This window comes from Paenibacillus plantiphilus, from assembly GCF_927798095.1.
In the GTDB taxonomy this organism is placed as follows: Bacteria; Bacillota; Bacilli; order Paenibacillales; family Paenibacillaceae; genus Paenibacillus_Z; species Paenibacillus_Z plantiphilus.
The window spans coordinates 1-23,408 of the sequence record NZ_CAKMMF010000051.1 but is presented as its reverse complement, the minus strand read 5'-3'; the positions used below and the strand labels follow the sequence as shown (position 1 = coordinate 23,408).

The 23,408-nt window shown below is 47.9% G+C and carries 19 protein-coding genes; 4 read left to right on the top strand and 15 right to left on the bottom strand.

Features of this window, described 5'->3' with window-relative positions; all coding sequences use genetic code 11:
* Window positions 1-624: 624 nt before the first annotated feature.
* The 7 genes from racE to L6H65_RS25840 form a co-directional block, all read right to left on the bottom strand.
* The gene (gene racE, locus L6H65_RS25870; protein WP_236347473.1) at window positions 625-1,434 is read right to left on the bottom strand and encodes a glutamate racemase; all 810 of its coding nucleotides are present in this window, start codon (window positions 1,432-1,434) and stop codon (window positions 625-627) included.
* Between the two features lie 178 nt (window positions 1,435-1,612).
* Entirely contained in the window at window positions 1,613-2,704 is a 1,092-nt protein-coding gene (locus L6H65_RS25865; protein ID WP_236347470.1) for a copper amine oxidase N-terminal domain-containing protein, read from the bottom strand.
* Window positions 2,705-2,931: 227 nt separating this feature from the next.
* Window positions 2,932-3,327, bottom strand: coding sequence for a YtxH domain-containing protein (locus L6H65_RS25860; RefSeq protein WP_236347467.1), 396 nt, complete (start codon window positions 3,325-3,327; stop codon window positions 2,932-2,934).
* A gap of 57 nt (window positions 3,328-3,384) precedes the next feature.
* Window positions 3,385-3,870: a hypothetical protein gene (locus L6H65_RS25855; protein WP_236347463.1), complete on the bottom strand. Its 486-nt coding sequence runs from the start codon at window positions 3,868-3,870 to the stop codon at window positions 3,385-3,387.
* A gap of 161 nt (window positions 3,871-4,031) precedes the next feature.
* Window positions 4,032-4,700 carry a helix-turn-helix transcriptional regulator gene (locus L6H65_RS25850; protein ID WP_236347460.1) on the bottom strand — a complete coding sequence of 223 codons (669 nt, stop codon included), beginning with the start codon at window positions 4,698-4,700 and terminating at the stop codon, window positions 4,032-4,034.
* A gap of 147 nt (window positions 4,701-4,847) precedes the next feature.
* Window positions 4,848-5,273 (bottom strand): DUF86 domain-containing protein, encoded by a 426-nt coding sequence (locus tag L6H65_RS25845; protein ID WP_236347457.1) that lies wholly within the window; start codon window positions 5,271-5,273, stop codon window positions 4,848-4,850.
* A gap of 140 nt (window positions 5,274-5,413) precedes the next feature.
* Complete coding sequence (locus L6H65_RS25840) at window positions 5,414-5,701, bottom strand: Dabb family protein (RefSeq protein WP_236347454.1); 288 nt, start codon at window positions 5,699-5,701, stop codon at window positions 5,414-5,416.
* Between the two features lie 133 nt (window positions 5,702-5,834).
* Between L6H65_RS25840 and L6H65_RS25835 the strand changes: the two genes are divergently transcribed.
* Complete coding sequence (locus tag L6H65_RS25835) at window positions 5,835-6,092, top strand: hypothetical protein (RefSeq protein WP_236347453.1); 258 nt, start codon at window positions 5,835-5,837, stop codon at window positions 6,090-6,092.
* A gap of 41 nt (window positions 6,093-6,133) precedes the next feature.
* On the opposite strand, the gene L6H65_RS25830 is transcribed toward L6H65_RS25835, so the two are convergent.
* From L6H65_RS25830 to L6H65_RS25800, 7 genes are all read right to left on the bottom strand, one after another.
* A complete protein-coding gene (locus tag L6H65_RS25830) occupies window positions 6,134-6,517 on the bottom strand; it encodes a cupredoxin domain-containing protein (RefSeq protein WP_236347450.1) in 384 nt (127 codons plus the stop codon).
* Between the two features lie 190 nt (window positions 6,518-6,707).
* Window positions 6,708-7,106 carry a phage holin family protein gene (locus tag L6H65_RS25825; protein ID WP_236347447.1) on the bottom strand — a complete coding sequence of 133 codons (399 nt, stop codon included), beginning with the start codon at window positions 7,104-7,106 and terminating at the stop codon, window positions 6,708-6,710.
* Between the two features lie 85 nt (window positions 7,107-7,191).
* Window positions 7,192-8,343 (bottom strand): Ger(x)C family spore germination protein, encoded by a 1,152-nt coding sequence (locus tag L6H65_RS25820; protein ID WP_236347444.1) that lies wholly within the window; start codon window positions 8,341-8,343, stop codon window positions 7,192-7,194.
* Window positions 8,344-8,348: 5 nt separating this feature from the next.
* On the bottom strand, window positions 8,349-9,758 hold the full coding sequence (locus L6H65_RS25815) for a spore germination protein (RefSeq protein ID WP_236347441.1): 1,410 nt from the start codon (window positions 9,756-9,758) through the stop codon (window positions 8,349-8,351).
* Window positions 9,721-10,848: an endospore germination permease gene (locus L6H65_RS25810; protein ID WP_236347438.1), complete on the bottom strand. Its 1,128-nt coding sequence runs from the start codon at window positions 10,846-10,848 to the stop codon at window positions 9,721-9,723. Before L6H65_RS25810 ends, L6H65_RS25815 begins: the two co-directional genes overlap by 38 nt.
* Window positions 10,849-11,022: 174 nt before the next feature.
* A complete protein-coding gene (locus L6H65_RS25805; protein ID WP_236347435.1) occupies window positions 11,023-13,302 on the bottom strand; it encodes an alpha/beta hydrolase family protein in 2,280 nt (759 codons plus the stop codon).
* 486 nt (window positions 13,303-13,788) lie between these two features.
* Window positions 13,789-15,474 (bottom strand): methyl-accepting chemotaxis protein, encoded by a 1,686-nt coding sequence (locus tag L6H65_RS25800; protein ID WP_236347432.1) that lies wholly within the window; start codon window positions 15,472-15,474, stop codon window positions 13,789-13,791.
* A gap of 546 nt (window positions 15,475-16,020) precedes the next feature.
* Here L6H65_RS25800 and pulA point away from each other — a divergent pair.
* On the top strand, window positions 16,021-19,443 hold the full coding sequence (gene pulA / locus L6H65_RS25795; protein WP_236347429.1) for a type I pullulanase: 3,423 nt from the start codon (window positions 16,021-16,023) through the stop codon (window positions 19,441-19,443).
* 43 nt (window positions 19,444-19,486) lie between these two features.
* On the opposite strand, the gene L6H65_RS25790 is transcribed toward pulA, so the two are convergent.
* Window positions 19,487-20,908 carry a polysaccharide deacetylase family protein gene (locus L6H65_RS25790; protein ID WP_236347425.1) on the bottom strand — a complete coding sequence of 474 codons (1,422 nt, stop codon included), beginning with the start codon at window positions 20,906-20,908 and terminating at the stop codon, window positions 19,487-19,489.
* A gap of 232 nt (window positions 20,909-21,140) precedes the next feature.
* Here L6H65_RS25790 and L6H65_RS25785 point away from each other — a divergent pair, with 232 nt between their 5' ends.
* Together L6H65_RS25785 and L6H65_RS25780 are read left to right on the top strand one after the other, a co-directional pair.
* Window positions 21,141-22,238, top strand: coding sequence for an AI-2E family transporter (locus L6H65_RS25785; protein WP_236347422.1), 1,098 nt, complete (start codon window positions 21,141-21,143; stop codon window positions 22,236-22,238).
* A gap of 5 nt (window positions 22,239-22,243) precedes the next feature.
* On the top strand, window positions 22,244-22,552 hold the full coding sequence (locus L6H65_RS25780; RefSeq protein ID WP_236347419.1) for a hypothetical protein: 309 nt from the start codon (window positions 22,244-22,246) through the stop codon (window positions 22,550-22,552).
* The last annotated feature ends 856 nt before the right edge of the window (window positions 22,553-23,408 follow it).

Genomic DNA, 23,408 nt, shown 5'->3' with positions numbered 1-23,408 from the left:
CCCATCTTTGGCCGACCGGTTCGCAATTCGGGTAGCCCCGTTTCACTACGGCCTGGTACTTCTCCTCAAGCCCTTCAGACTCTGCCTCGCGGCAGACGCCCTGCCCTCCAGCAAAAAAAAATTTACCGGCCCCCGAGACGTTACTCCCGAGTTTGGATATGAGTCCCCTAGTCCGGGGCTCAGCGGGACTTTAACCCACCTGATGATCGTGCTGCCACGCACGCACTATGGCATCTGCTGACTTCTCACAGCAAGCTTTACTCCGTCTTTCGGATTTTTTTTCCTACTCCACGTCTGTGAGACCTCCCCGGGTAAGAGCGATAGCTTTCCCCTCATCCATCTGCCACATCTACATGATGAGATTCGGGCAGTATTGGACTTTGCTTTGTATAGCAAGCTCGTCCGTCTCACCATGCCTTGTATGTGATTTCTGTTCGTCAGACCGAGGGTTTGCCTCCGGCTTCCTTCAGATTCGGCCTCGCGACCGACACCCTTGCCTTCAGCTAACAGTTCCTACTGCCAAGCCTGTAGTGGACTTTCACCACCTAGCTATCGCCCATGCCGGGCGCACTATAAAGAGCGGCATGATTCCTCCAGGGACGAATCATGCCGCTCTTATTCCTGTCAGACAATATTGGGAACCTGCCATACGACCGGCGTCAGATCAATCTGCTCTCCGAGCCACTGCTGTGCAATGGACTTGAACATGCCAGGCTCGCCACTGCAAAAGAAATGGTGTACAGGCAGCTCATTGTTGCTAGCCATCCGATTGCGGTCATACAGAATCGTGCTGATCTCTCTGGCCGTCTCATCGGCTGAGCTGATAAGTGTAATTCCCTTGCCCATAACCTCCGATATCGTGTCAGCCAGGAAAGGATAATGGGTACAGCCGAGAATAAGCGTGTCCAGTTGCCGCTGCTTGAGTGATTCCAGCGATTCACGAACGGTTTCATACGTTTCTTCTGAGCGGAAATTGCCCTTCTCCACCAACGGCACGAATCTTGGACATGCGAGACTTATAACTTCATTCGAGGATGAGAGCTGCTTCAATGCCTGTTCATATGCTCCGCTGCGGATTGTGCCTTCTGTCCCGATGACACCAATGATTCCAGTCTGCGTTCGTCCATTCGCGGCACGCGCTCCAGGATGAATAACGCCAACAACGGGTATAGATACACAGGAACGGATATCCTCAAGGGCGACAGCTGTTGCGGTGTTGCAGGCGATGACCAGCATTTTCGGGCGATATTGAATTAAATAATGAACGATTTCACTCGTGAATCGGTGCACTTCTTCTGCTGGACGAGGTCCATAGGGTGCGCGGGCCGTATCGCCAAAGTAAATAATTTTTTCACGTGGAAGCTGGCGCATCACTTCTTTGACAACGGTTAAGCCGCCTACGCCGGAATCCAGAATTGCGATCGGTTCTTGCACATACACACCGCTTTCTTGATCGAATTATGAGAACGTTAAACTTCAATACAATATGAAAACAGGAACAAAAATGTACCTCCATCTTATCGCAATTAAGAAACAGGTTCAATATGGACAACAAAGAGCAAAGTGCCGATTCCCTAAGGAATTCGGCGCTTTGCTCTTTGGAAAAGCGGATCTATTGCAGCGAGTTGGCAGCTTCGTCGTTCGTCGGTTCAGTAGGCTGCGCCTCTGGTTGAACCACTATTTTCCAAGCATTGCCTTGCGGCGGCAAGCTCTTGGTCAGCATCGGATTGTAGAATCCGATGACAGCCGAACCTTTAACCAGCTTCGATGCCTCCAGCTTCGAGCCATCGTTCAGTGCAATCGTTGTCTCCGGCAGCAATTGAAGCACGATCTCGGACGGAGAGCGATCATTCAAGCCTTCGCCCTTGATACGCACCGCTACATGACCATTCTCGCCAGTAATAACTTCCTCAATCGTTCCCGATGTACCCAGAATCTCGGTTTCCGCTGTTTTTGTTTTCACCTTCAGCTCGTACAATGGTGTTTGCGGCGGCAGGCTTAACGTTGAGAATATCGCATGAACGGCGTCAACCTCCATGCCAAGCAGCAAGGCATCCCAGGTCAGCTCCTTGCCCTCTTCATCCGTAATCTTCGTCGTTGTATCGACGTTCAGCACAAGTCCCTCCGTGCCGACGCCATTTATGCGGATCTGGCCCTTGCCGTCCTGTAGATGAATACCGGTCACAAAGCCTGGCGTCGTCAACGTTTCCTTCTCCTCTTCCTGCGCCAGCGATATGTTCACTCCATTGCCGGCACGCGATACTTCTGCTTGCAATACTTCAGAAGCAAAGGCTTCCGGCACATACAACTTGCCGCTGACGGATTGAGGCGCAATGCCCAGCTTGATCAGCATTTTGGCAAAGGAATACTGGTCCTCGCCTACTCGAACGCTTGTCCATTGCGCGCCTCTGGCAAGCTCTGCCGATTTGGTTTCCGCATTCCAAGTGATCGAATATCCTAAAGCTTGGGCTATCGTGCGAAGCGGCAGCATAACAGTCTTGCCATCCTTATGTAGATAACCCCCGTCTGATGACAGCGCGCCGTTAATGACGAGCGGATAGTTCAGTTTGACAGCTGAAGCGCCATCTGCGATAGTTGTTACAGCCTTAACCGGTGTTGAATTTCCATAAGCAAAGCTGGAAGCACCCGTCAGCATCATTGCTGCAGCAAGTGCGGTCATTCCCATTCGCGTCGTTTTTCTCATCTTGTCCATTACCTCCTGATGTCTGATTGCCTGCTGTTACATCATTCTAGACGCTTGGTTTCATGAAAAAGGTTGCAGCAGCAGCCTATAAAATTAATCCTTGCATAGACGCTCATGTTCGCGGATATCGTCACCGATACCATAGGCAGAGCAAAGAGCCCCCTTATTATTCATTCAACGATGGGGCTCTTTCTCCGTTTCATCCGCACACTTTACTGGTGTTTTAGCTAGCGTGAAGTTTGGAGCTCGACTTCTTTCTTTTGTTCAGTCAGGAGCTCGTTATTAACCGACTCTTCCAGTCCTTCAGCGACAGCCTCGCTACCCTCTTCATTCCTGCTGCGCCAGCTGCGGACACTGCCGATCATACTGTCAGCAGAATCCTTCACTTTCGTTGCAAGCGAAGTGGCTCCGTTTCCAACCTGCTTCGCGATCCGTGTCGTCGTTCCGCCGACCTGCCCTGCAATTCGCACCGTATGGCTGCTTACTTGCTGAGCCCCCTGCGAAATATCGCTTCTTATCTCGCGGCCCGATTTCGGCGCAAGCATCAACGCGGTAATTGAACCGATGATGCCGCCGGCAAGCACGCCGAATAAAAAGCCTTTTGTCTGCCTGTTGTTTGCCATTCCCTTCACTCCTCTCGCTGCAGCCGCTAGCCGCCAAGTTTAATGACGGCTCGGGCGTCAGCTATTAGTATCGTGCCCTTCGTCATGCCCCCGGCATGCAGAGGAATGGCTATCTCGTCGTTTGGATTGCCAGAATTGCCAAGCTGCAAGCCCTACCTCGGCCCAGTCCATCGCATCTGCGATATGGTGGCGGTATTTGCCTCCGGCGCGTTCGACATGACGTGCTGCCGTTTCGTTCAGCAGCGCGGTCATACGGCTCAATGTATCCGCGGCTTCTATCGCCGCATCAGCTGCACGTCTGGCAGCCTCGAATATGCGTGCTGTGTGATCAACCTGACGCTGTACCGAACGCACGGTCTCCGCAGCAGGCTGAACAAGCTCGCATATCCGGACAGCCGTTGACTGGACGCTTCTCTCCATCGACTGGGCCGCTTCAAGCAAGCGGGCCAGCTTGCGGTCAGCTGCCCGAAGCCATATAAGGATACCGGCAACAAGCAGCATGAACCCTGCAGCCAAGACAGCCTCCAACCAAACATTATTCATAGCCTGATTCCTCCTTCTGCCATCAAGGCTGGAAGTATGGTACACCTGCTTCATAGACGAATGCCCAATTCGTATTGTCATTATAAGCAGCATGGGCTTGACCTGACACAAGGCCCAAATAAAAAAACACGGGATCTCTCCCGTGTCCTGAATACCATGCATTATTTAGTTCCAGCAATCAAATAGCTGCACTTGCCGCCGCCCTTAGCCAGACATTCCGTTCGTTCCACAGACGTGCCAAGCAATTGCTCGAACAGCGTCAACTCACACTGGCAGGCTTGCTGGTACAGATTGGCAACCTGCGCAATCGGGCAATTGTATTCATGAAGGACAAGACCATCCTCACCGTCCTCCAGCTTCACCATATACCCGCCATCATTCTGAATGACAGCAAGCTCAGACACCTTCTCCTTCAGCGACTTCCCCTCCATACGGGAAGCATATCGCTCCAGCAGCTTCCGCTTGCGTCCTTCGAACATGCGATCAACAAGAATAGCTTGTTCAGGATCTTCAGCCAGCTCCTCCAGCAAGTCCAGAGCGAGCGAATGATAATTTCTAGGAAACAAATATTCCGCTTTATCTGTTAATCCATACTTGTGAGTGGGTCTGCCCATGGCTTGCCTGACGAGCGTCGGACGAATGAGTCCATCGCGCTCCAGCGTGCTTAAATGGCGACGTACCGCCATCTCCGTAATTTGGAGCTGCTTGGCCAGCTCTCCCGCATTCAACTGTCCCTTCGTCTTGAACAGCGTTAAGATCGTTTGGCGCGTTGAGCCTTCATGCCTTGCTGACAGCTCTTGCCTGGCATCCGAATTATCGATTTCTTCCAACCTCATCACCACCTTGCGCATTGGCATGGCTCTCGCTCAAGCTATGCATCCTATGTGTTAGCGTCATTGTATCGCATTTTGACATTTTCGTAAATCGACATTAACAAGCAGCGGCAGAGACTCCATCGTCCCTGCCGCCGTTGCCCGCTATGCTCCAAGCTCCTTGCTCATATAAGCTTCCACCGCTGATTTGAACGCTTCCAGAATCGCTGGCATCGTTAATGTGAACGGATGCAGCTCATTCCTTGGCCATTCGTAATAATCCTGCACCAGCGGCCTGCGCAGCCGTACAAGCGCAAGCAGCGGCTGCAGCAGCTCCCCCGAAAAAACACCCTCGCCGCCAATAATTTCAATAATGTCCTCGTAGCTGCTGGCATCGCGCATAATAAAGCCGTCAATTATGCAGCTGCCGACATCCGTAACCATCTCAATGGCCATATGAAGGGCACGCTCCTGGGCTAGTCCCTGCAGCAGGCTGCCGTCCCAATGCGCCGCTATATGGCGAAGCGCTTCCGTAAGGTCAGAAATGACATTCAATCTCGCCGTTATTTGATCGCGATTAACATAATACATTTCCTTTGCCCCTGCCTTGTTTACATTTTCTTCTTGCGTCCTTTACGCTTCAACCACATGACCATCACTACACTGCTTATAAGAATAACGAGCAGATACGTAAACATTTCATATACATCACGCATGTTACAACCGCCTTTTTAGCTTTCGTAATCGACACTAAAAGAAGATTCGCGAACTTGTGTCATATGCTCAATCACTTTTTTATGAACCGGATGCACCTGATACTCGCCGAGCGCATCCATGGAATCGAATTTCGTTACGAGTGCAATGTCATAAGAACGCTCCGAATGAAGAATATCCGTTCCTACCTCAAGATGTCTAAGCACATCGATTTGGCCTTCCATATCCTTCAATACTTGCGCAGTTGCCGCAATGCTCTCTGGTGAACGGTCTTTCAGCTTAAACAGAACAATATGTGTAATCATTCAATCCTTCTCTCCCTTGTCCTCATAAAATAATGACGTTCAGATTCCGGCTCGCATGATGAACGTCCTTTTGTCACATAATAACCTAAGCTGCCGCCACTCGGCAATCTTCTTATGAAGGGAATCGTTATCCATGCGCTACCCAGTCACAATTGTTGCAACACTGATCGGTATTGCTCTGTGCATCTATAATTACTCGGGCTACGATCCGCATAACTTCGTGTTCTTCATGTTCAGCATTCCAGGCTGGTTCGTTGATTTCTTCATTGATACGCATGAAGTCAACGTATTCCTGATGTATGTGCTGACAATTGCCAGCTACGCGATAATCGGCCTGATCTGCGACTGGATGATTGCACGAGACAGACACCGCGAGCATTCCAGCACATAGCTTGAATCAAAAAGGAGCCTTCGCATAGGCTCCTTCTTTATTTATTCAACAATTATTACAGATTTCATCTCGGCGTGACCTGTTCCGCAAGCGACCGAACAATGGATTTCATAAGTTCCAGCCTCAGTGAAATCTACTTCTTGCTCCAACTTATCGCCCTGAAGATCCACATTCAATTCTGGAATAGCAATTCCGTGCATGCCGCTCTTATTGACGAGCTTCAGCTTCACTTTATCGCCCTTTTTCACTTTGTATTCTGCCTTATCGAATGTGAAATCAGCGTTGGCTTCTACTTTCAGCAGTGTCACTCCCGGTGGCAGTGATGCCGCTTCATCAATCGGTTTCTCTGGAAGCTGAGTTGTCAACAAGTATATACCCAGAACCGATGCTGCAGTGAAAACAAGAAACATAAGCCATTTATGCATTGCTACTTCGCTCCCTTTTTTGCCTTTATAATGTCTACTTCTTATATTACCTAAGATCGTCACGTATTCTCAACCTTAAACTGCGCCAAGACATAATTTTTTTTCGTTTTATGACAAAACATTGAACGTTATTCATCATTTCTTATTATTGTCGCTGACATTGCTCAGCCCGGGCAATTGCGCGCAATCTTCATTCATTCTTGCTCTTATTCTTCAGAATCTCAATCAGCTGGCGCAGCTTGTCTGGCAGCGGGACGCCAATGCGGCCCAGATTCTCTGTGATTGAAATGAGCTCGTTGGCAATATAGAAATAGATAGCGGCGCCCATAGCCGCCGTTTCTAAACCAAGTAGAACATCAATGCGATGCGCGAGCAGAACAACGAGCAGCATGATCCCTTTTTTAGCTAAACCCCATGCGCCAACAACACTGTTCAATCCGCGTTTCTCTCTTATAGCGGCTGTTACACCGGTGATGTAGTCAATTGCAATTACAACAAGGAGAAACGTAAGCGATTCGGGCCACATGCCAAAAGAAAAGGTCAACACCGAGCCAAACAGCGCAGATGCCAAGCACACCACAAACTGCATGATGCTATCCCCTCCCCATGCATTTATTTCATAGTACACAATATGCAGAAGAGGGTCGGGTTATCCATGCGTTCAAACCGCGTCATTATTCCAATTGAAAGCTGCCGGCATGCTTCAGAATAAAATCCACTTTCACCTTCAAATCTCCGATTTGCGGCTGCCACCCCGCTTTTTTGTTTATTTTTTTCCATTCTTTGTAATGATAACGAAACAGCTGCTCATCCAAATTCAACAGGTCATCCCCATGCTTCACGCCTTCAGTGAATACTTGCATCATTTCCTCGGCAATTATCGTTTTCGTGGCATGAATAATATCTTTATCATTCATACCGCCTTCTGTTTCAGCCAATTCCCCTTTGATCCTCATATGGAGTGTAAAAGCAGGCTTACCCTGCTTTATTGCAACCTTCACCTTGTGCCTGGACTCCGTGACGGCAACCGTCGCAACCAATCCTTGCGCACTCTGAACAGGCAGCAGATACCGACTGAATCTCGGATTGAACCATCTTATTCCAGTAATTTGATTTCTTCCGTAGTATTGCTTCTTCTTTCCCTTGAAAGCGAATACCCCGTCAATCATTTCCACTTTAATAGAGGACTTGTTCCGGCTCCATGTGTTGTCAGTCACTTGGACAGACGGCAGCAATGCCGTAACTGTCGGCTCGTTATAGCCAGCAACAAATTTCTGCATATTGAGCGGCTCCACGAACGTATTGCTCTTCATATGCTGCTGCGGGTTATACAACATGCTGTGCAGCTGCGAACGCTCCAGAATACGATCCGAGCTGAATATATCCTTGATCTCGTCTTTAGTGCCAAAAACCCAAGAGGTATAACGGGATACCCTGACTCGATTGATCGCATCCAATATTTCTGTCATATTGGACATTGCTCTCTCGCGCACAACGACAACCTTCAACTGCTCCAGACTTAATTCTGATTGCGCGCTTCTTAGTACCTTGTCATAGGCGTCATACACCGTCTTGCCTCTCCCTTGTCCGTTCCAAACAGGAGTACTATTCTTGTTGCCCCCGCCCTCTGTCTTGGCAATCGTCGACAAGTCAATAAGCTGCGCGTAGAAGACGTATTCCTTATCCTCCCGATCAATTCCGATTGCTGTAACATACCCTACACTTTCCAGGTTGCTGGAATCCCAGCAGCCCGCAAGCACAGGCGCGGTCACGATAAGAATGAACAACGTCTTCAACATAACCGAAACTTGTTTCAACCCTTTCATAGCTGCTATTCTCCTTGCTTTGTTCGAAATTTCCAAGGAAGCTGAAGCAATGCAGTAAGTAATTTTCGCGGATTGAACGGCGCTGCAGGCGCAAGATAGGAGACGCCGAACGATTCCAGCCTGCATAGATACAGCAAGACGGAGAAGATGGAAATGAAGAACCCGAATAAACCGAACAGAGATGATATAAGCATGACATAGATGCGAATAACAGTAACCGTTCCATTCAATGATTGATTGACAAGGGTGAAGGTCGCCACAGCGGTAACAGCTGACACAACGAGCATCGTAGGCGATGTCAGGCCTGCACGAATGGCCGCATCGCCCACAATCAGACCACCTACGACTGTAACTGTCTGGCCAACTGCCCGCGGGAGCCGCACCCCCGCTTCACGGAACAGCTCGAACATCAGCATCATGATGAAGAGCTCCAGTTGGGAGCCAAGCGGCAGCCCCATGCGGGACACTGTAACCGTCGCGAGAAGCGGGAGCGGAATCTGGTCACTGTTAAAAGCAAGCAGCGATATCCAGAAGCCCGGCAAAGCAATCGCCAGCATCAGCCCGAACAAACGCAGCAACCGCTCGAACGAAACAAAGTAGAACGGTAAATGCGCGTCCTCCGGTGATTTAATCAGCATTGCCAGATTAGCCGGCGCGATGAGAGCTGACGGCGAGCCGTCGACCAGCAGCGCGAATCGGCCGTTCAGCAGTGATTGGACAACAAAGTCCGGTCTGCCGACATAGTTGACTAATGGAAACAAAGAGAAGGAGTGATCAGATATGATCTCTTCAAGCTCAGCTGCATTTTGCAGCGCATCCAATTGAACCCCATCCAGCCGTTTTCTCGCTTCATTCACAACCTCAGGAGCCGCTTGATCCTTCAAATAAATCAGCTGCACCTGTGTCTGCGACAAGCTGCCGATGACGAAGCTCTCCATCTGCAGCTTCGTCGTGCGGAGACGTCTGCGTATGAGCGCGATATTCACATCAAGCTGCTCTACAAAGCCATCCCTTGGCCCTTTGAGCGATACCTCCATCGTGGACTCCTCAGGCGCCCTTCCGGGATTGTCTGCGGTATCGCAAACATAGATGCACCCCTCTTCCTTAAGCCAGATGACCAGCATCCCGGAAAACACATAATTAAATATAAGGTGACCATTCTCTCCGGGATCAAATTCGGAGACGAGCGGATTGTTCAATATATCTGCGACTCTGCCGTCAGACGAAGTGAACAGCAGCATCTGCATCGAGGTTCGGTCGATCAGGCCCGAACAATAAATAAGCAGCATCGACTTCGATTGGCCCGTCCCATCACCATTGCTGTGCATCTCTGTCAATACTACATCTCCGCAGCCTCTCAGCTCTTGATCCAGCCATTCACGTGTGACTTGGAACCTGTTCTCGCTGTCGCTCATTGTCCCCACCTCCCCCGTCCGAATTTTTTTTGAATGACAGCAGCCAGATGACCAGCATGACAAAGACAGCAATAATAATGCTGGCGAAGAACATGTAGTGGGACAGCCTTTGGTACTCCACCATATGATTATTAAGCAGGATAGTGCCAGCAACATAGCTCACGCCAATAAGCAGCAGAATGATGAGCTTCTTGCTCGATTTGCGCGTTGGAAGCAGCTCCTGCACGATGATCAGAGAGAGTGAAATGCGTACAAATGCTCCTGAAATCCATTGAAAAATAGCGAAAAAATCGACATGCTCAATATATCTCCCGATCGTTACAAGCCGCCATTGTGCAAAAGCCGGGTAATTAAGCTTCGCCGCTTCAACCGGACCAAACTCAGTGATAGCGCCGATCGTCGGCCCTAATGTCAGCATGGCAAGAAGGACGATCAGCAGCATAAGCTGCCATTTGGTTATTTTGACCGCGAAATAATGCTGGATAAACACAATGAAAGAAAGCTCGATTAAGCCGCCGGCTGCATACAAGGAACCGCTGAACAGCGAATAATAGCCATTCTCCACAAACGGCAGCAGCAAGGCGTAGTTCTTGTCCGGCATATTGGCGCTCATGACAAAATCTCCAAGCAGCACGACTGGAGGAAGCAGCAAGCAGGACATCAGGACGACCGTTCGAAATCCCGACCATACTGCAAAACTAACAAGGAGCATAAGCAGCAAGGCCATGACAAAAATCGGCGTCCTGGGCAAATAGGTTTTGGAGGTCCATGCGATTGTATCCACATAGGTTTGAAAGCCATGAACATAGAGCAGAAGAATTACCGGGAGCAGCAGAACCCATACCGCTGCAGGCGGCAGCTTGTGCTTCAGCCAGTCCCGAAGCTGGGCTTGCCTTGTCCGAATCATTATCCCATGAATGATAAATGCGACCCACGGCAGAGCAAATAGAACGGCTGGAAAGACGCAAAGCCACGCATCTCGTCCGGCAGCCTTTAATAGAGCCGGCAATACAAACACATGATTAGCAAGTCCAATGGAGAGAAGCAGCATCATGCTTATCGACCAGATGCCTAATTTATTACTGTTCATCGTTCAAGCCCCCGCATTATAAACCTTTACCAAATGTTGCCCTAACATGCGGATGACCATACGTTTGTCCTAACTGAATCGAATAACAAAAAGCAGCCCGCAGTTCAGAGATGCTTTGAACTGCGGACTGCTTTATGATTTTATTAAGTTGACGAAGGATCCTCTGCTGTTGTATTAATCTGTCATTCCGATATCATCCAGCATGATTCTACCCCGCTCACCGGACAAATGAAAAGTAATCCGTGTAATATGCGAAGGATTGAATTGTGGATTCGATTGTTGAAAACGATCAAGCGGCAGTGTGAAGGTCTGAAATACAGGCTCCGTTGCCTCTTTATATTTGCCATCCCTTATTTTTTCCTCCAACCAGGGATGAAGCGTAAAGTCCGTATGCGGGAGAGGCTTAATTGGCATAAAATCTTCAAGCGGCAGCTTCACAGCAGCTCCATTGCCGCTCTCAAGCTCTATTTCAATGAAAGGAATTGGAATGTCCTCTTGCCCTTGTTCTCCCGCTTGTATATCCTCCAGCTCATGTCCCAAGCTGGTCAAGGCGAAGGCCAGGCTCGTTTCTTCGCCAGTCCGAAGACTCGCGCTGCGAAGCGCTGGAATATTGAGCGTGTATGTCCCTTGATTGCTCCATTCCAGTTGAACACCTCTTGTGCCTTTACTATTCCCGTCCCTGTCCTCTACTTTTTTCTCCGCCCATTGCATTCCACTCGCTTCAACCGTCACGCCATTGATCCCTGTAATCTGGTTCATATCCTCGTCAAACCGCGCAATTCCTCTGAAGCTGCTCTCCTCGAATCGATTGTAGTACGTTGCTTGAGGCAGCCATTTCAGTCCAGCACGATAATCGCGAAATAATGCGGTATATTCCTTTCTGCCATGCAGAGTCGCCTCAAGGAAGGCAGACACATAAACCTTGGCCACTTGACGCTGCGCCTCCGCTTCCATCATTCCAGCCCGATTAAGCAGCAGGCCGCCAGGCAGGCTGTCATCCATCGAACCCCAGTCGGTATTGAACTGGCTGTGATTCGCTTCACCGATATAAAGCGTTGCCTTGAAGCGATTCGAATTAGAGGAAAAAGAGGTTCGCATATATTGACGTTCGCCATAGAAGTTATTCACATCACCATCCATGGCGCCCTGCAATGACAAATAATTGGTATCTTTAAGGGAAGGGGATTGTTTGTTCACCACTTTATCTGTCGGCGCAATCGCGATAACGGATTGTATGCGCATATCCGTCAAGCCTTGAATCGAGCGGTCAGCAGCAAACCAGCGTTTATAATCAGCAGCCATCGCAACCGCTTGTCCGCCTCTCGAATGTCCGATAAGAGCCACCTGCTCCATATCGACCCCCTTGTAGAAGGGCGTGCCCGGCTGCGAATTGAATACAGCAATTTGCTGCAAGTGCTTCAGCAGCATCCATGCACGAACCTTCATATCATTATCCGGGATGTTCTGCCAAACGGAATAATTCAGGAAATTCTCATCAACCGAAACCGCGATAAAGCCTCGACTTGCCAGCATTTCACCCAAATAAGCATAGCCTTCATCCGAGAATTGCTCCATAAGGTGATTGCCATGCACAATCAGCACAAGCGGATAAGGACCCTTGCCCTCCGGCATCCATACTCGCCCATTGACCGGCAGCTCGTCCTGATCGAACCCCCAGTAGAAGCTGCGCAGCCTTGACCAATCCTCCACATAGATGGATGCATCAACAGGCTGGCTGATGAGATCAGCCATCTCCCCAAACTCTGAGCGATGTCTGTCCTTGCCGCTCCCATATGCAAATTCTGAATATCGATAGGCGCCCGATTCAGCAGGATTCTCTGCTTCCAAAGGCAAGACTGCTTCCGCAAGCGAATCATCCTGATGTAGGACAGAAATAGAAGTACCTATCGATAGCATGGGCCAGCTTGTGTAGATCAGAATCGGAATCATAACAGCTGCCACAGCTGTCAGCTTGATCTTCTTTGATATGCTGCGGCTCATCCATAGGCTAATCATCATTCCGCTTATTATGCCATATAAAGTTAGCGCGCAGGACACGACAATAGCGGGGAGCCATCCAGCATCGGCATAATAGAACACAGCAAATATAACCAAACTGACATAAATTACTCCGCCTGCATATTTTCTAGGCAAGGGCAAATAGACTAGTGACAGCAGGAATGCAATAATTGGCGGAAAAATAATCATCCCGATGGTTCCAATCAAGATTGCTATTAAGCCGTCTGCCGCTGTACCCATTCCAGTCGGCATTCCCATGCTCGATACAACAAGAATGAGGCAGCTGGCGAGCCATAGTCCCACCATTGAAGTCCGCAGGAACGGATTGTCATTGCTCATCGTTGCTCTCTTGCGTGACACCAGCCATTGTCCAATCTCTCGAAATAATCGTCTCTTTGGCTTAATGATTAATGCAGCACCTGTTTCCGTCTCCATATTCAGCTCCCCCGAGGATTGTAAGCATGTGAAATGATTTGAAAGTATCTACTCCATATGGGTATATCGATATCAATTATAAACTCTAATGAGAGATTGACAATACGAAGTTGCTGGATGACGCAACTTATCGTTGCCTTTTATCATCCGAGGTCTGGACTTCCTCTATTATACTTTCAGCTTCCCTCTAATTCCAGTCAATGGAAAGGTAGATCATAGCAGATCATCATGCATTCCATTTAGCAGCGGCTTGGGTGATAATGCCGTGTAATAATAAAAAGTGGATTAGCAGGGTTCAATATCCCTGCCAAGCCACTTTTCGTGAAATAAAAACTCTATTATATAGAAGTTGCAGGAGAGACTCGTTCAACTTATATACTTAACATACTATTTTGTTCGTTAACTCTAAAAAATGATGCATATAACAAAGCAGGCTCTCATACACGTGTATTGAATACGTGTATGAGAGCCCGCCATCGTTTCATTCTATAGTTTGAATGAATCCGTCTTCTCACGCAGCCTTTGAGAGGCTTCCTTCAATGAGCCAGCCATGCCCATGAGATTGTCGGAAATTTTGAATTGCTCATCCGTCAACCCTTCCATCTCGCCCATGCGGCCATTTACTTCTGTGGAGGATTCAGCAAGCCATTCTACTGATGTAACAATTGTCGTCATTCCCGTTGCAATCTCGCCAATTGCCGAAGTTATTTCATTCATCTGTTCAGCCAATAATCCACTTTGAGTTTTCAATTGGTTGAAAGTGACATTAGAGGTCTCAGAAATTGATTTCGTTTTCTTAATGAGCAGAGAGAACGAATCCAGCGTGCTTTCACACTGCTTCAGATCGTTATGGATTTGTTTCAAATCTGATGCAATGGCTCGCGAGAGACCTTCAGTCTTCCCAGACAATTTACGAATTTCCCCAGCTACAACTGCAAACCCGCTGCCGTGCTCGCCCGCTCTTGCTGCTTCAATGGAAGCGTTAAGGGACAATAGTCCCGTCTGACTTGTTATCTCGTTAATATTGTCCAGAAATCTGGCAACATTGCTATAACGCTCAGTCATCACACGAAGAACCGTCGATAATCCATTGAATTGCTCGGATGTCTGATCAACGAGCGCGACGATTTCGTTCATCTTCTCCATGCCTTCATTGGAGGAATGGTGCATCCTCTTCATGTCGTTATTTATGAAATCGCTCGATGCAGAGATTTGTTCCGAACTGGCTGATACTTCCTCCGTAACGGCTGAGATCGACGTATTGGAATCATTCTGGGATGAGATCAGCTTCTTGCTGTGGGCAACTTCTTTTCTTACCGTTTCGGATGCTTCTTTATTAATCGTCAGCATGGATGACATACGCTGCGAGACATCGAGCACCTGTTCGCTGACTTCTACGGTTGAGGCCAACGTTTCACGCAGCTTCTCCCCCATATCGCTGAGCATTCCATCGATCATGCCAAACTCATCCCTCGACGTCAATTTGACATCGTAAGTAAAGTCATTATTTTTGTACGCTTCAATATGTTTAGTGATTCCAATAAGATTTCTTCTTATTGACCGAATTAATCCAGACATCATAAGAGCTGGGAAAATAGCCATTACAATAATATTAATGATAACAATATAGTTGGACCAGGTAACAGCAGCGTTAAGCGCCTCTCCTCTGGCTTCAACGGCATTACCGAATCTCACTTCAGAGTCTCTATTCGTAGCATTCAGCACATTCCAGTAATTGACGACTACATCCCGACGCAATACTCTCTTCGTCTCCTCCGGGAGTATAAGATCGTAAGCATCAACTTGCGCTTTGATTTCGTCATAGCCCGTTTTGAGTCTGACGACCAGCGCGCTGTAGGAATCGCGGAAATCCTTGGTTGGGTATTCTTCATCAAGCAGCTTAAGCGCTTTCTCTAATTCCGTGATTTGATCCACTGCTGTTGCCATATTGTCATCAACCGTTTGCTTCTTCGTCGAAGTGTAGCCTTCAATCAGGTCAACAAACATAATCGTGGTCGCTTCCAATTTCCTGGCTATATCATTATACTGCTTCTGCACATCCTGCAGTTTATCCGATTTTTCCATTTCTGTATTTACAATTTCATTCTGATAGAGAATTATTCCGCCGGCTCCAATATTCACGATTGTTAGAATCAATAGCAAAATGATCATTCGATGAGTTAACTTTAAACGCTTCAGGAGATCTACAAAATTTGACAATAGGTTTTTGTTCCTTTTATTAGATTCCGCTTTTTTGTTTTTCATTGAGCCACACCCCTCTACACCTTTTTTCTCTTTTCAAAGCTCATATTCCCAATTGCTAATTACATTATATACTATTTCCTTCAACTTCAAATCCCCTTTTCGACAGTTTATCTGTAAATATTAAAAATTTCTAAACGCTTTCACTCATTTTTTCACTTCGCTTCTAATCTAAAAGCCATTATCCAAGTATTAGAATAACTGGATTTCATAAATCTTGACATTTTCAACTGCGAATCAATGGTCCTATTTTTCCATAGATATATAATCCTGCATCAATCCCACAAATATATGGTTCTTTGTTCCTACAGCAAGAAACACTGAACTTTGTAAATGAAACCGGTTTCCTTTATTCTGTTGGCATGTTATTATTTATGTCGATAGGGGTTCGAGCATACTGCTATTAAGAACTCGTCCCTGGAAATTACACATACTTCATTTAGGAGGGGGATTATTATGCTACAAGGAAAACCAAAGCTTTCGCGGGTACTTTCACTGCTCGTTGCATTCGCTCTAATCTTCGGCACTCTTTTTTCGCCGATATCAGTGAAAACGTTTGCACAAGGGAAGACCACTTTGATTGTACACTATAAGGAGGATCCCAATACAGACAAAAAGTGGAACATTTGGGCATTCCCTGAGGGCGGTGAAGGGCAAGCTTATCCTTTTACAGGAGAAGATGACTTTGGCAGAGTTGCCGAAATTGAATTGTCCGGCGATATGAAGCGAGTCGGATTTATCGTTCGTACCGATGATTGGGACAAAGACGGGGAAGATCGTCTAATTGATGTCGTAGACGGCAAGGCTGAAGCTTGGGTAGTTGCCGGAAACAGCGCCACCTTTGCAACGGCAGCTGAAGCAGGCGGCGGCAAGAGCGCTGCAGCCACGTCTGCGCCTTCAACTGAGCAAGAGGCAGAAACGAGTTCTTCTTCTTCGCTTACACCTGTGCCAGGCAAAACCAAAGCAGTCATTCACTATAAGAAGGATCCTAACAGTAAAGAAAGCTGGAACCTGTGGGCTTGGCCGGAAGGCGGAGACGGCGCAGTATTTCAATTCAATAGCGAGGATGCCTGGGGCCAGGTCGGCGAGGTGCTGCTTGAAGGCGACATAAAGAAGGTCGGATTTATCGTTCGTACCGATGAATGGAAGAAGGATGGCGACCAGGACCGTTTTGTCGATATTAAAGGCGGTGTCGGCGAGGTCTGGATCAAGGGCGGCGACCCTGCCATTTACACGAGCCCGCCTGACGGCGAATATCGCACAATTGCTTCACATGAGAATCTAACTGCGACGATTCACTATTCACGTTATGACAAACAATACGACGGCTGGAACCTGTTCATGTGGCCGGGCGATAAAGAAGGTCAGCAGATCTCCTTCTCCGGCGAAGACGATTACGGCAAGGTTGCGAAGGTCGAATTCAAAGGAGCCAACGCTTCGCAAATCGGTTTTATCGTGCGCAAGAGCATCGCAGGCAATGATAAAGCCGATCAGGAATTTAGCGAACGCTTCATTACAACCTTTGACGAGAAGGGCAATGCTGAAATTTGGATCGCGCAGGGACAGGAGAAGGTGTTCAACGAGCGCCCGCCTGCAGGTGATATCAACCCGCGCATTCTGTCCGCAACAATCGACGATTTGAACCTGATTACAATTGAAACAAATTATGTCTTCGATTCGAAAGCCGGTACCAATGCCGATATTACAATTGAAGGCATGACCGTTAAGAGTGTTGAGGCTGTTGATCAGGGACATGGCAGCGTCTCTAGCATTGCCAAGATTACAACGGAAGAAAGCTTCGAATTGACTAAAAGCTACAAGCTGAGCAAGCCGCTCTTCGGCGATGCTACGATCTCAATCGGCGATGTCGTCCGTACCGATGGATTCGATGAATTGTTCTATTATGATGGCAATGATCTTGGCAATACCTATACGAAGGAAGAAACGAAGTTCCGTGTGTGGGCTCCTACCGCTGGTGAAGCAAAGCTTGTTACTTATGACAAGTGGGATAGTGCGGAGGGCAAAGAAATCGCAATGGAGAAAAGCGATAGAGGCACTTGGATCGCTTCATTGAAAGGTGATCAGAACGGCGTTATCTACACATACAAAGTAAAAATCGGAGACAAATGGAATGAAGCCGTCGATCCATATGCTCGCGCAGTTACGGTCAATGGTGATCGCGGAGCAATCGTTGATTTGGCCGAAACGAATCCGAAGGATTTCAAATCCACGAAAAAAGCGGAATTCGCAAAGGCTGAAGATGCCATTATTTATGAGCTTCACGTACGCGATGCTACAATCCATCCCGAGAGCGGCGTCGATGCTGACAAACGGGGCAAATTCCTCGGTCTTACTCAAAAGGGAACCAAAGGACCAAACGGAACGAGCACTGGCCTCGATTATTTGAAGGAACTGGGCATTACTCATGTTCAATTGCTGCCTTCTTATGATTACAGCAGTGTTGATGAGACGAAGCTTGACACCCCGCAATTCAACTGGGGGTATGATCCGAAGAACTTCAATGCGCCAGAAGGCTCCTATTCCACAGATCCTTATGAGCCAACTGCACGTATTAAAGAAATGAAGCAAATGATTCAAGCTATGCATGAGAGTGGATTGCGCGTAACGATGGACGTTGTTTACAACCATATGTACGCTGTGAACCCTTCCAACTTTGAGAATCTTGTTCCAGGCTATTACTTCCGTTACAACGAGCAAGGCAAGCTGTCGAACGGAACAGGTGTCGGCAACGATACAGCTTCTGAACACAGAATGATGCGCAAATTTATTCTGGACTCTACGCAGTACTGGGTGAATGAATATAACATCGACGGCTTCCGGTTCGATCTGATGGGTATTCACGATGTGGAAACAATGAATCAAGTGCGCGATGCGCTGCTTAAGATCGATCCAACACTGCTTCTTATTGGAGAAGGCTGGGATCTCCCAACAGCGCTTGATCCTGAGCTCAAGGCTAAGCAGAGCAATGCAGGCAAATTCATGGGAGTTGGCCAATTTAACGATGGCATGCGCGATGGCTTGAAGGGCAGTATCTTCATGTTTGAAGAGCAGGGCTTCGTCAACGGCAACGTTGAAGCGACTCACTCTGTTAAGCAAGGTATCGTAGGCGGAATTGATTATAGCGCAGACATCACTTCATGGGCTAAGGACCCTCAGCAATCCGTCACCTACGCAGAAGCGCACGATAACAACACGATCTGGGATAAGCTGCTGCTGTCAAATCCCAATGCAAGTGACGCGGATCGCAGTAAAATGCACCGCATGATCTCCTCCATCATTATGACATCGCAAGGAATTGCCTTCCTGCATGCAGGGCAAGAGTTCATGCGTACCAAAGGCGGAGATGACAACAGCTACAAATCCAGCGATGCCGTTAACCAGCTTGACTGGAAGCGACGCCTGGATCTCAACGCAGATGTCGAATATATGAAGGGACTCATCCAGTTGCGCAAGAATCACGCGGCATTCCGCATGGCAACAGCAGATGAGATCCGTTCCAACCTGAAGTTCCTCCCTTCACCTGACAGCACGATTGTATACGAACTGAATGGAGACGCTGTAGAGGATTCCTCCGAACAGATTATCGTAGCACATAATGCGAATACGTCAGAGGTCGTCGTAGATTTGCCAGCAGAAGGCAAATGGAATCTGGTTGTGAACGGTGAAAAAGCGGGTATTGAATCGATCCAAACAATCGAGGGCAACAAGCTTACATTGCCTGCATTGAGCACATATGTGCTTGTGACAGAACCATCAGGCAATAACACGACATTATGGATCGGCATAGCTGCCGCTGCTGTCCTTGTCATTGCTAGCGGCTCATGGCTTATGTATCGCCGCTTCCGCAAAGCAGCCTAAGAATGAACTAGCACCAGCAACTGGGCGCACATTAAAAATACCGCTAGGGAGTGAACTCCCTAGCGGTATTTCCATTCTCATATGGGGATTGGGAAAGCGCGGCTTTCCCCGCTGTTTGAAGCTTCCCCTCATAAGGAGCCTTCTGATTCCACAAAGGCTTCGTTTCCTCTCTCGCACTGGAGCTGTATCGCTTGACAAGCTCCTCCATTGACATAACTAATATGCGCGGAGACAGCTTCCGACTGTCCCCCTTCAAACGCGTCTTGCCCGAAGGGTGCAGAACAAACATTAGAAGCTTCAAATAAAAACGTGTTAATGAATCGAAAAGTCCGGGATTAAGCTCAATAACGTTAAACCCAAATTGTGCAGCGCCCTTGTTGATCATCGTAATGCCGTACAATCCACGAACATTGTTGTAGTCTGCCTTGTCGGCCAATTGATCTGCCAGCTTGGGCAAGGCTTTCTCCACTTCTCGAATGAGAAGAATGGCAACATGCATTAGCGAGCGCGATTCCATCATCAGTCGAAACAGCATCTTGTTATCGAGATGAAGCTCGATGACCTCATCACGATTCTCGATTGTCCTGCCATCGGAGAGCTGCAGCGTCTTCCCCCGATATTTTCGCTTGCGATAATGAAAGATGGAGTCTGTGCCGCCCCGCTGAATTCTAAACATCAGATGAAACAGCTTCTCCCACCCTAACCAGCATGCGACAAGAACTCGCTTGAACCAGCCGATGGAACGGTTAGAGGCACGATGACGATCTGTTACCGCAATCATCTCCGAGATATTCACAAATTGAAAGCCCCGACGATTGCCTTCGATCAAGAATGGCTCAAGAGCTGCAAGCATATTGGCAGGTGCATCATAATCAGCGCCGAATGTCGAGCCGCAGTCATGAAGCAGCAGCACTTCTCCAGGACGAAGCTTCTTGAGCATTCGCTTGAGCAGCCGCTCTGCTCCGACGCGTTTCCGCCAATCCCCGAACAAGGTCGACCACAGAATAATTTGCAAATAGCCCATATTGGAGAAGTCAAAGAGGTTCACGATCCCCCAAGGCGGCCGATAATAAACTGGACGAATTCCTGTTGCATTCTTAATGATTTCCGAGGTGCGGTGGATCTGGCGCTTCACCGAGCGCGGTCGCATAAACCAGTTTGTTTTGTGAACATAATTGTGAATGCCGATAATATGTCCTTCATCCTTCATTCTCCGCAGCAGCTCAGGGTGCTTCTCCGCATGTGTGCCAACGACGAAGAATGTAGCTTTTGCATCATATCGTTTCAACAGATCAAGCAGCATCGGCGTATACTTCGGATCTGGACCGTCATCGAATGTCAGCGAAATTTCATTCCTGGCACGACCACGTTTGAAAACCCGAAATCCAAATGTTCGGCTCACCAGACCTGGGAGAAAAGCATAAAAAGTAAGAATATAAAATCCCCAAAGCAGCAAATTCTCCATTCTTTGTTTCCCCACCACCCTAGTTTCGATCCCCTGTCCATTTTGGAGGCAGAGCGCTTTAAAGCCTTTCATCATTGTAACATACCGCTGGCGATAAGGGCTATGATTGTTCATATGTTGCGCTTGATTCGTCGTATGACACTATGCAACAAAAGAAATGTTAGGAAAGATTTCTAACTTATAGTACAATCGTGATGGATAGTAAGATACATACGAGCAAAGGAGTTAGAACATGCTTTCCTTTTACCGTAAATATTGGCGGACCGCTTTCGACATTGCCTTGATCGTCTTGACCGTCTATTTGATTATGTTTGCTTTTAGCTATTTATACCAGATTGCAACGCCGATTTTCCTCTCCTTCTTTATTTTTATGTTCATTGAGCCTCCTGCAAGATGGCTAACGAAGCTTGGCATTAAGAAATCCATTTCAGCAGGCATATCTGTGCTTGTGTTCACCTTGATCATTGTTGGCGCCTTTGTCGGTGCCGGATATATCATGACAGCACAAATTACCGGACTTGCCGAGAATCTGCCTCAATACCAGAAGCTGTTCACAGAGCAGTTCCAGCAAAACTCCGCCTATCTCCAGGAAAAGATTAAGGGTGTGCCTGATAACGTCCTGGAAAATGCTTATGCAGCCGTCAGCTACATAACTGACTGGTTTCAAAAAATAGCCGCTTCATTCCTGAAATCGCTTGGCGGTTATCTCATGTCCTTCTCCACTTTTATTTTCAACTTCTCCATCGGTATTATACTGGCATATTTTCTTAGCCTGGAGATCAATGAGTGGAAGACGACAGCACAAGAAAAAACACCTAAAACATTTAAGAAGGCGTTTTTCTTCCTTAAAGATAATGTATTCTCTGGTATCGCCGTATACTTGAAAGCACAAATGAAGCTCATCTCGATTACATTCGTTGTCATTTTCATCGCCTTGCTGCTGCTCGGTGTTGACAATGCCTTCTCGATTTCTTTGTTGTCAGCTGTGTTTGATGTACTCCCGCTGCTTGGGGTAGGAACAGTTTTTATTCCATGGATCATCTATTTGTTCATCGTCGGACAGACGACTCTCGCGATTTGGCTTTCGGCATTGTTCCTCTTTGTCGTTCTTACACGGCAAATTCTTGAGCCCAAAATTACGGGAGATACGCTTGGTGTTTCCGCTTTTACAATGCTGGCATTTATGATTATTTCCTTGTCCCTGTTCGGTATCGCAGGCGTTATTCTATCGCCAATTCTGATGATTCTGATCAAAGCGCTGTATGATCAGCGTTACTTCCACCGTTGGATTCGTCCTCCGAAGGGAGAATATGAGGTGACAGGGGAGTAAAGGCGTTGCAGGAAGAGCTGGAAGGCAGAATGCGCAACATGAAGGGCGATGCGCGAAGGCTTGATGGCTATGCCGAAACAAGAGGGCCGATGCGCGATGGCTTGAAGGCATTACGTGTAACAAGAGGGCCGATGCGCGATGGCTCGATGGCTATGCCGAAACAAGAGGGCCGATGCGCGAAAGCTTTGGGTCTCCGATCGCTGTTGCTCGTGGATTTCTTTGATTTTTCAAACCGCCAAGCGGTTGAAATCCACGAGCAAAGGCGAACGCTGCGCTTCTCCGACGCCAAATCCTTCCTCACTCCCCCCTCCTAACCCTAACCCTAACCCCTCCTTCCTCAAATGAAAAGATGTAATAATGCGCATGTTCAACGTTGATCTCCTCCGATTCAATTTCTCAATTCTTAACGAACTCTAACACCCTATTCGTCTATTTATACATGACACTATTTTTCACCTGATATATCACGCAGTTCCGAGCGCGGTGTTTCGCTGCATAACTACAGTCAGTCGACCATAGGGTCATCTGGCCCCGTTTGCATTGCCGATTATCTTATCAGACTGACTTTGATTAAAAACCCCGTTGTCCGTTACGATCTGGTGAATGTCTAAAGAGCCAGCAACTGTACCCCGTCCCGCTCCCAGCACGCGGTGAGGCGCGGCGATATGGGTGTCAACCCCAAAAGTCCCTCTCACAGATCGCTTGATGACACTGCATGACGGCACTGCAGTATTTTATACGAAAATAGAAAACAACTCCGAAAGCAACTCCTAGCTCCCATTGTCATTCTGGAGAATGCCATCGACATCATCGGAGTTTTGCCGGCAGTTTAGAAAGTTCCACGGGGGACATTTTTCAGCAGGCGGGGTTAGGCGATACTTTGGCTTCTGTAAGAGGGTTTTTCAGCTTTACAGCTCGCCTCGCTCAGCTTTTCCCTGCTGTAACGCGGTATTTGCGCCTTAGGGAGATAGCCAAAGAGCATTATGCGATGCCTTGGCTTCTGTAAGAAGGTTTTTCAGCTTTACAGTTCGCCTCGCTCAGCTTTTCCCTGCTGTAACACGTTATTTGCAATTAGAATAAAAAGTGGACACCTCGTAACGTTGGACAGATAATAATCCTAATAAAAGGTGAGGTGTTCACAATGGGGAAAACGAGGCAGCATTATAACGA

Bases quoted from the DNA above. Each gene is read 5' to 3' on its own strand.
- L6H65_RS25865 (WP_236347470.1), bottom strand. From the start codon at position 2,704: ATGAGAAAAACGACGCGAATGGGAATGACCGCACTTGCTGCAGCAATG.
- L6H65_RS25860 (WP_236347467.1), bottom strand. From the start codon at position 3,327: ATGGCAAACAACAGGCAGACAAAAGGCTTTTTATTCGGCGTGCTTGCC.
- L6H65_RS25855 (WP_236347463.1), bottom strand. From the start codon at position 3,870: ATGAATAATGTTTGGTTGGAGGCTGTCTTGGCTGCAGGGTTCATGCTG.
- L6H65_RS25845 (WP_236347457.1), bottom strand. From the start codon at position 5,273: ATGTATTATGTTAATCGCGATCAAATAACGGCGAGATTGAATGTCATT.
- L6H65_RS25840 (WP_236347454.1), bottom strand. From the start codon at position 5,701: ATGATTACACATATTGTTCTGTTTAAGCTGAAAGACCGTTCACCAGAG.
- L6H65_RS25835 (WP_236347453.1), top strand. From the start codon at position 5,835: ATGCGCTACCCAGTCACAATTGTTGCAACACTGATCGGTATTGCTCTG.
- L6H65_RS25830 (WP_236347450.1), bottom strand. From the start codon at position 6,517: ATGCATAAATGGCTTATGTTTCTTGTTTTCACTGCAGCATCGGTTCTG.
- L6H65_RS25825 (WP_236347447.1), bottom strand. From the start codon at position 7,106: ATGCAGTTTGTGGTGTGCTTGGCATCTGCGCTGTTTGGCTCGGTGTTG.
- L6H65_RS25820 (WP_236347444.1), bottom strand. From the start codon at position 8,343: ATGAAAGGGTTGAAACAAGTTTCGGTTATGTTGAAGACGTTGTTCATT.
- L6H65_RS25815 (WP_236347441.1), bottom strand. From the start codon at position 9,758: ATGAGCGACAGCGAGAACAGGTTCCAAGTCACACGTGAATGGCTGGAT.
- L6H65_RS25810 (WP_236347438.1), bottom strand. From the start codon at position 10,848: ATGAACAGTAATAAATTAGGCATCTGGTCGATAAGCATGATGCTGCTT.
- L6H65_RS25805 (WP_236347435.1), bottom strand. From the start codon at position 13,302: ATGGAGACGGAAACAGGTGCTGCATTAATCATTAAGCCAAAGAGACGA.
- L6H65_RS25800 (WP_236347432.1), bottom strand. From the start codon at position 15,474: ATGATCATTTTGCTATTGATTCTAACAATCGTGAATATTGGAGCCGGC.
- pulA (WP_236347429.1), top strand. From the start codon at position 16,021: ATGCTACAAGGAAAACCAAAGCTTTCGCGGGTACTTTCACTGCTCGTT.
- L6H65_RS25790 (WP_236347425.1), bottom strand. From the start codon at position 20,908: ATGGAGAATTTGCTGCTTTGGGGATTTTATATTCTTACTTTTTATGCT.
- L6H65_RS25785 (WP_236347422.1), top strand. From the start codon at position 21,141: ATGCTTTCCTTTTACCGTAAATATTGGCGGACCGCTTTCGACATTGCC.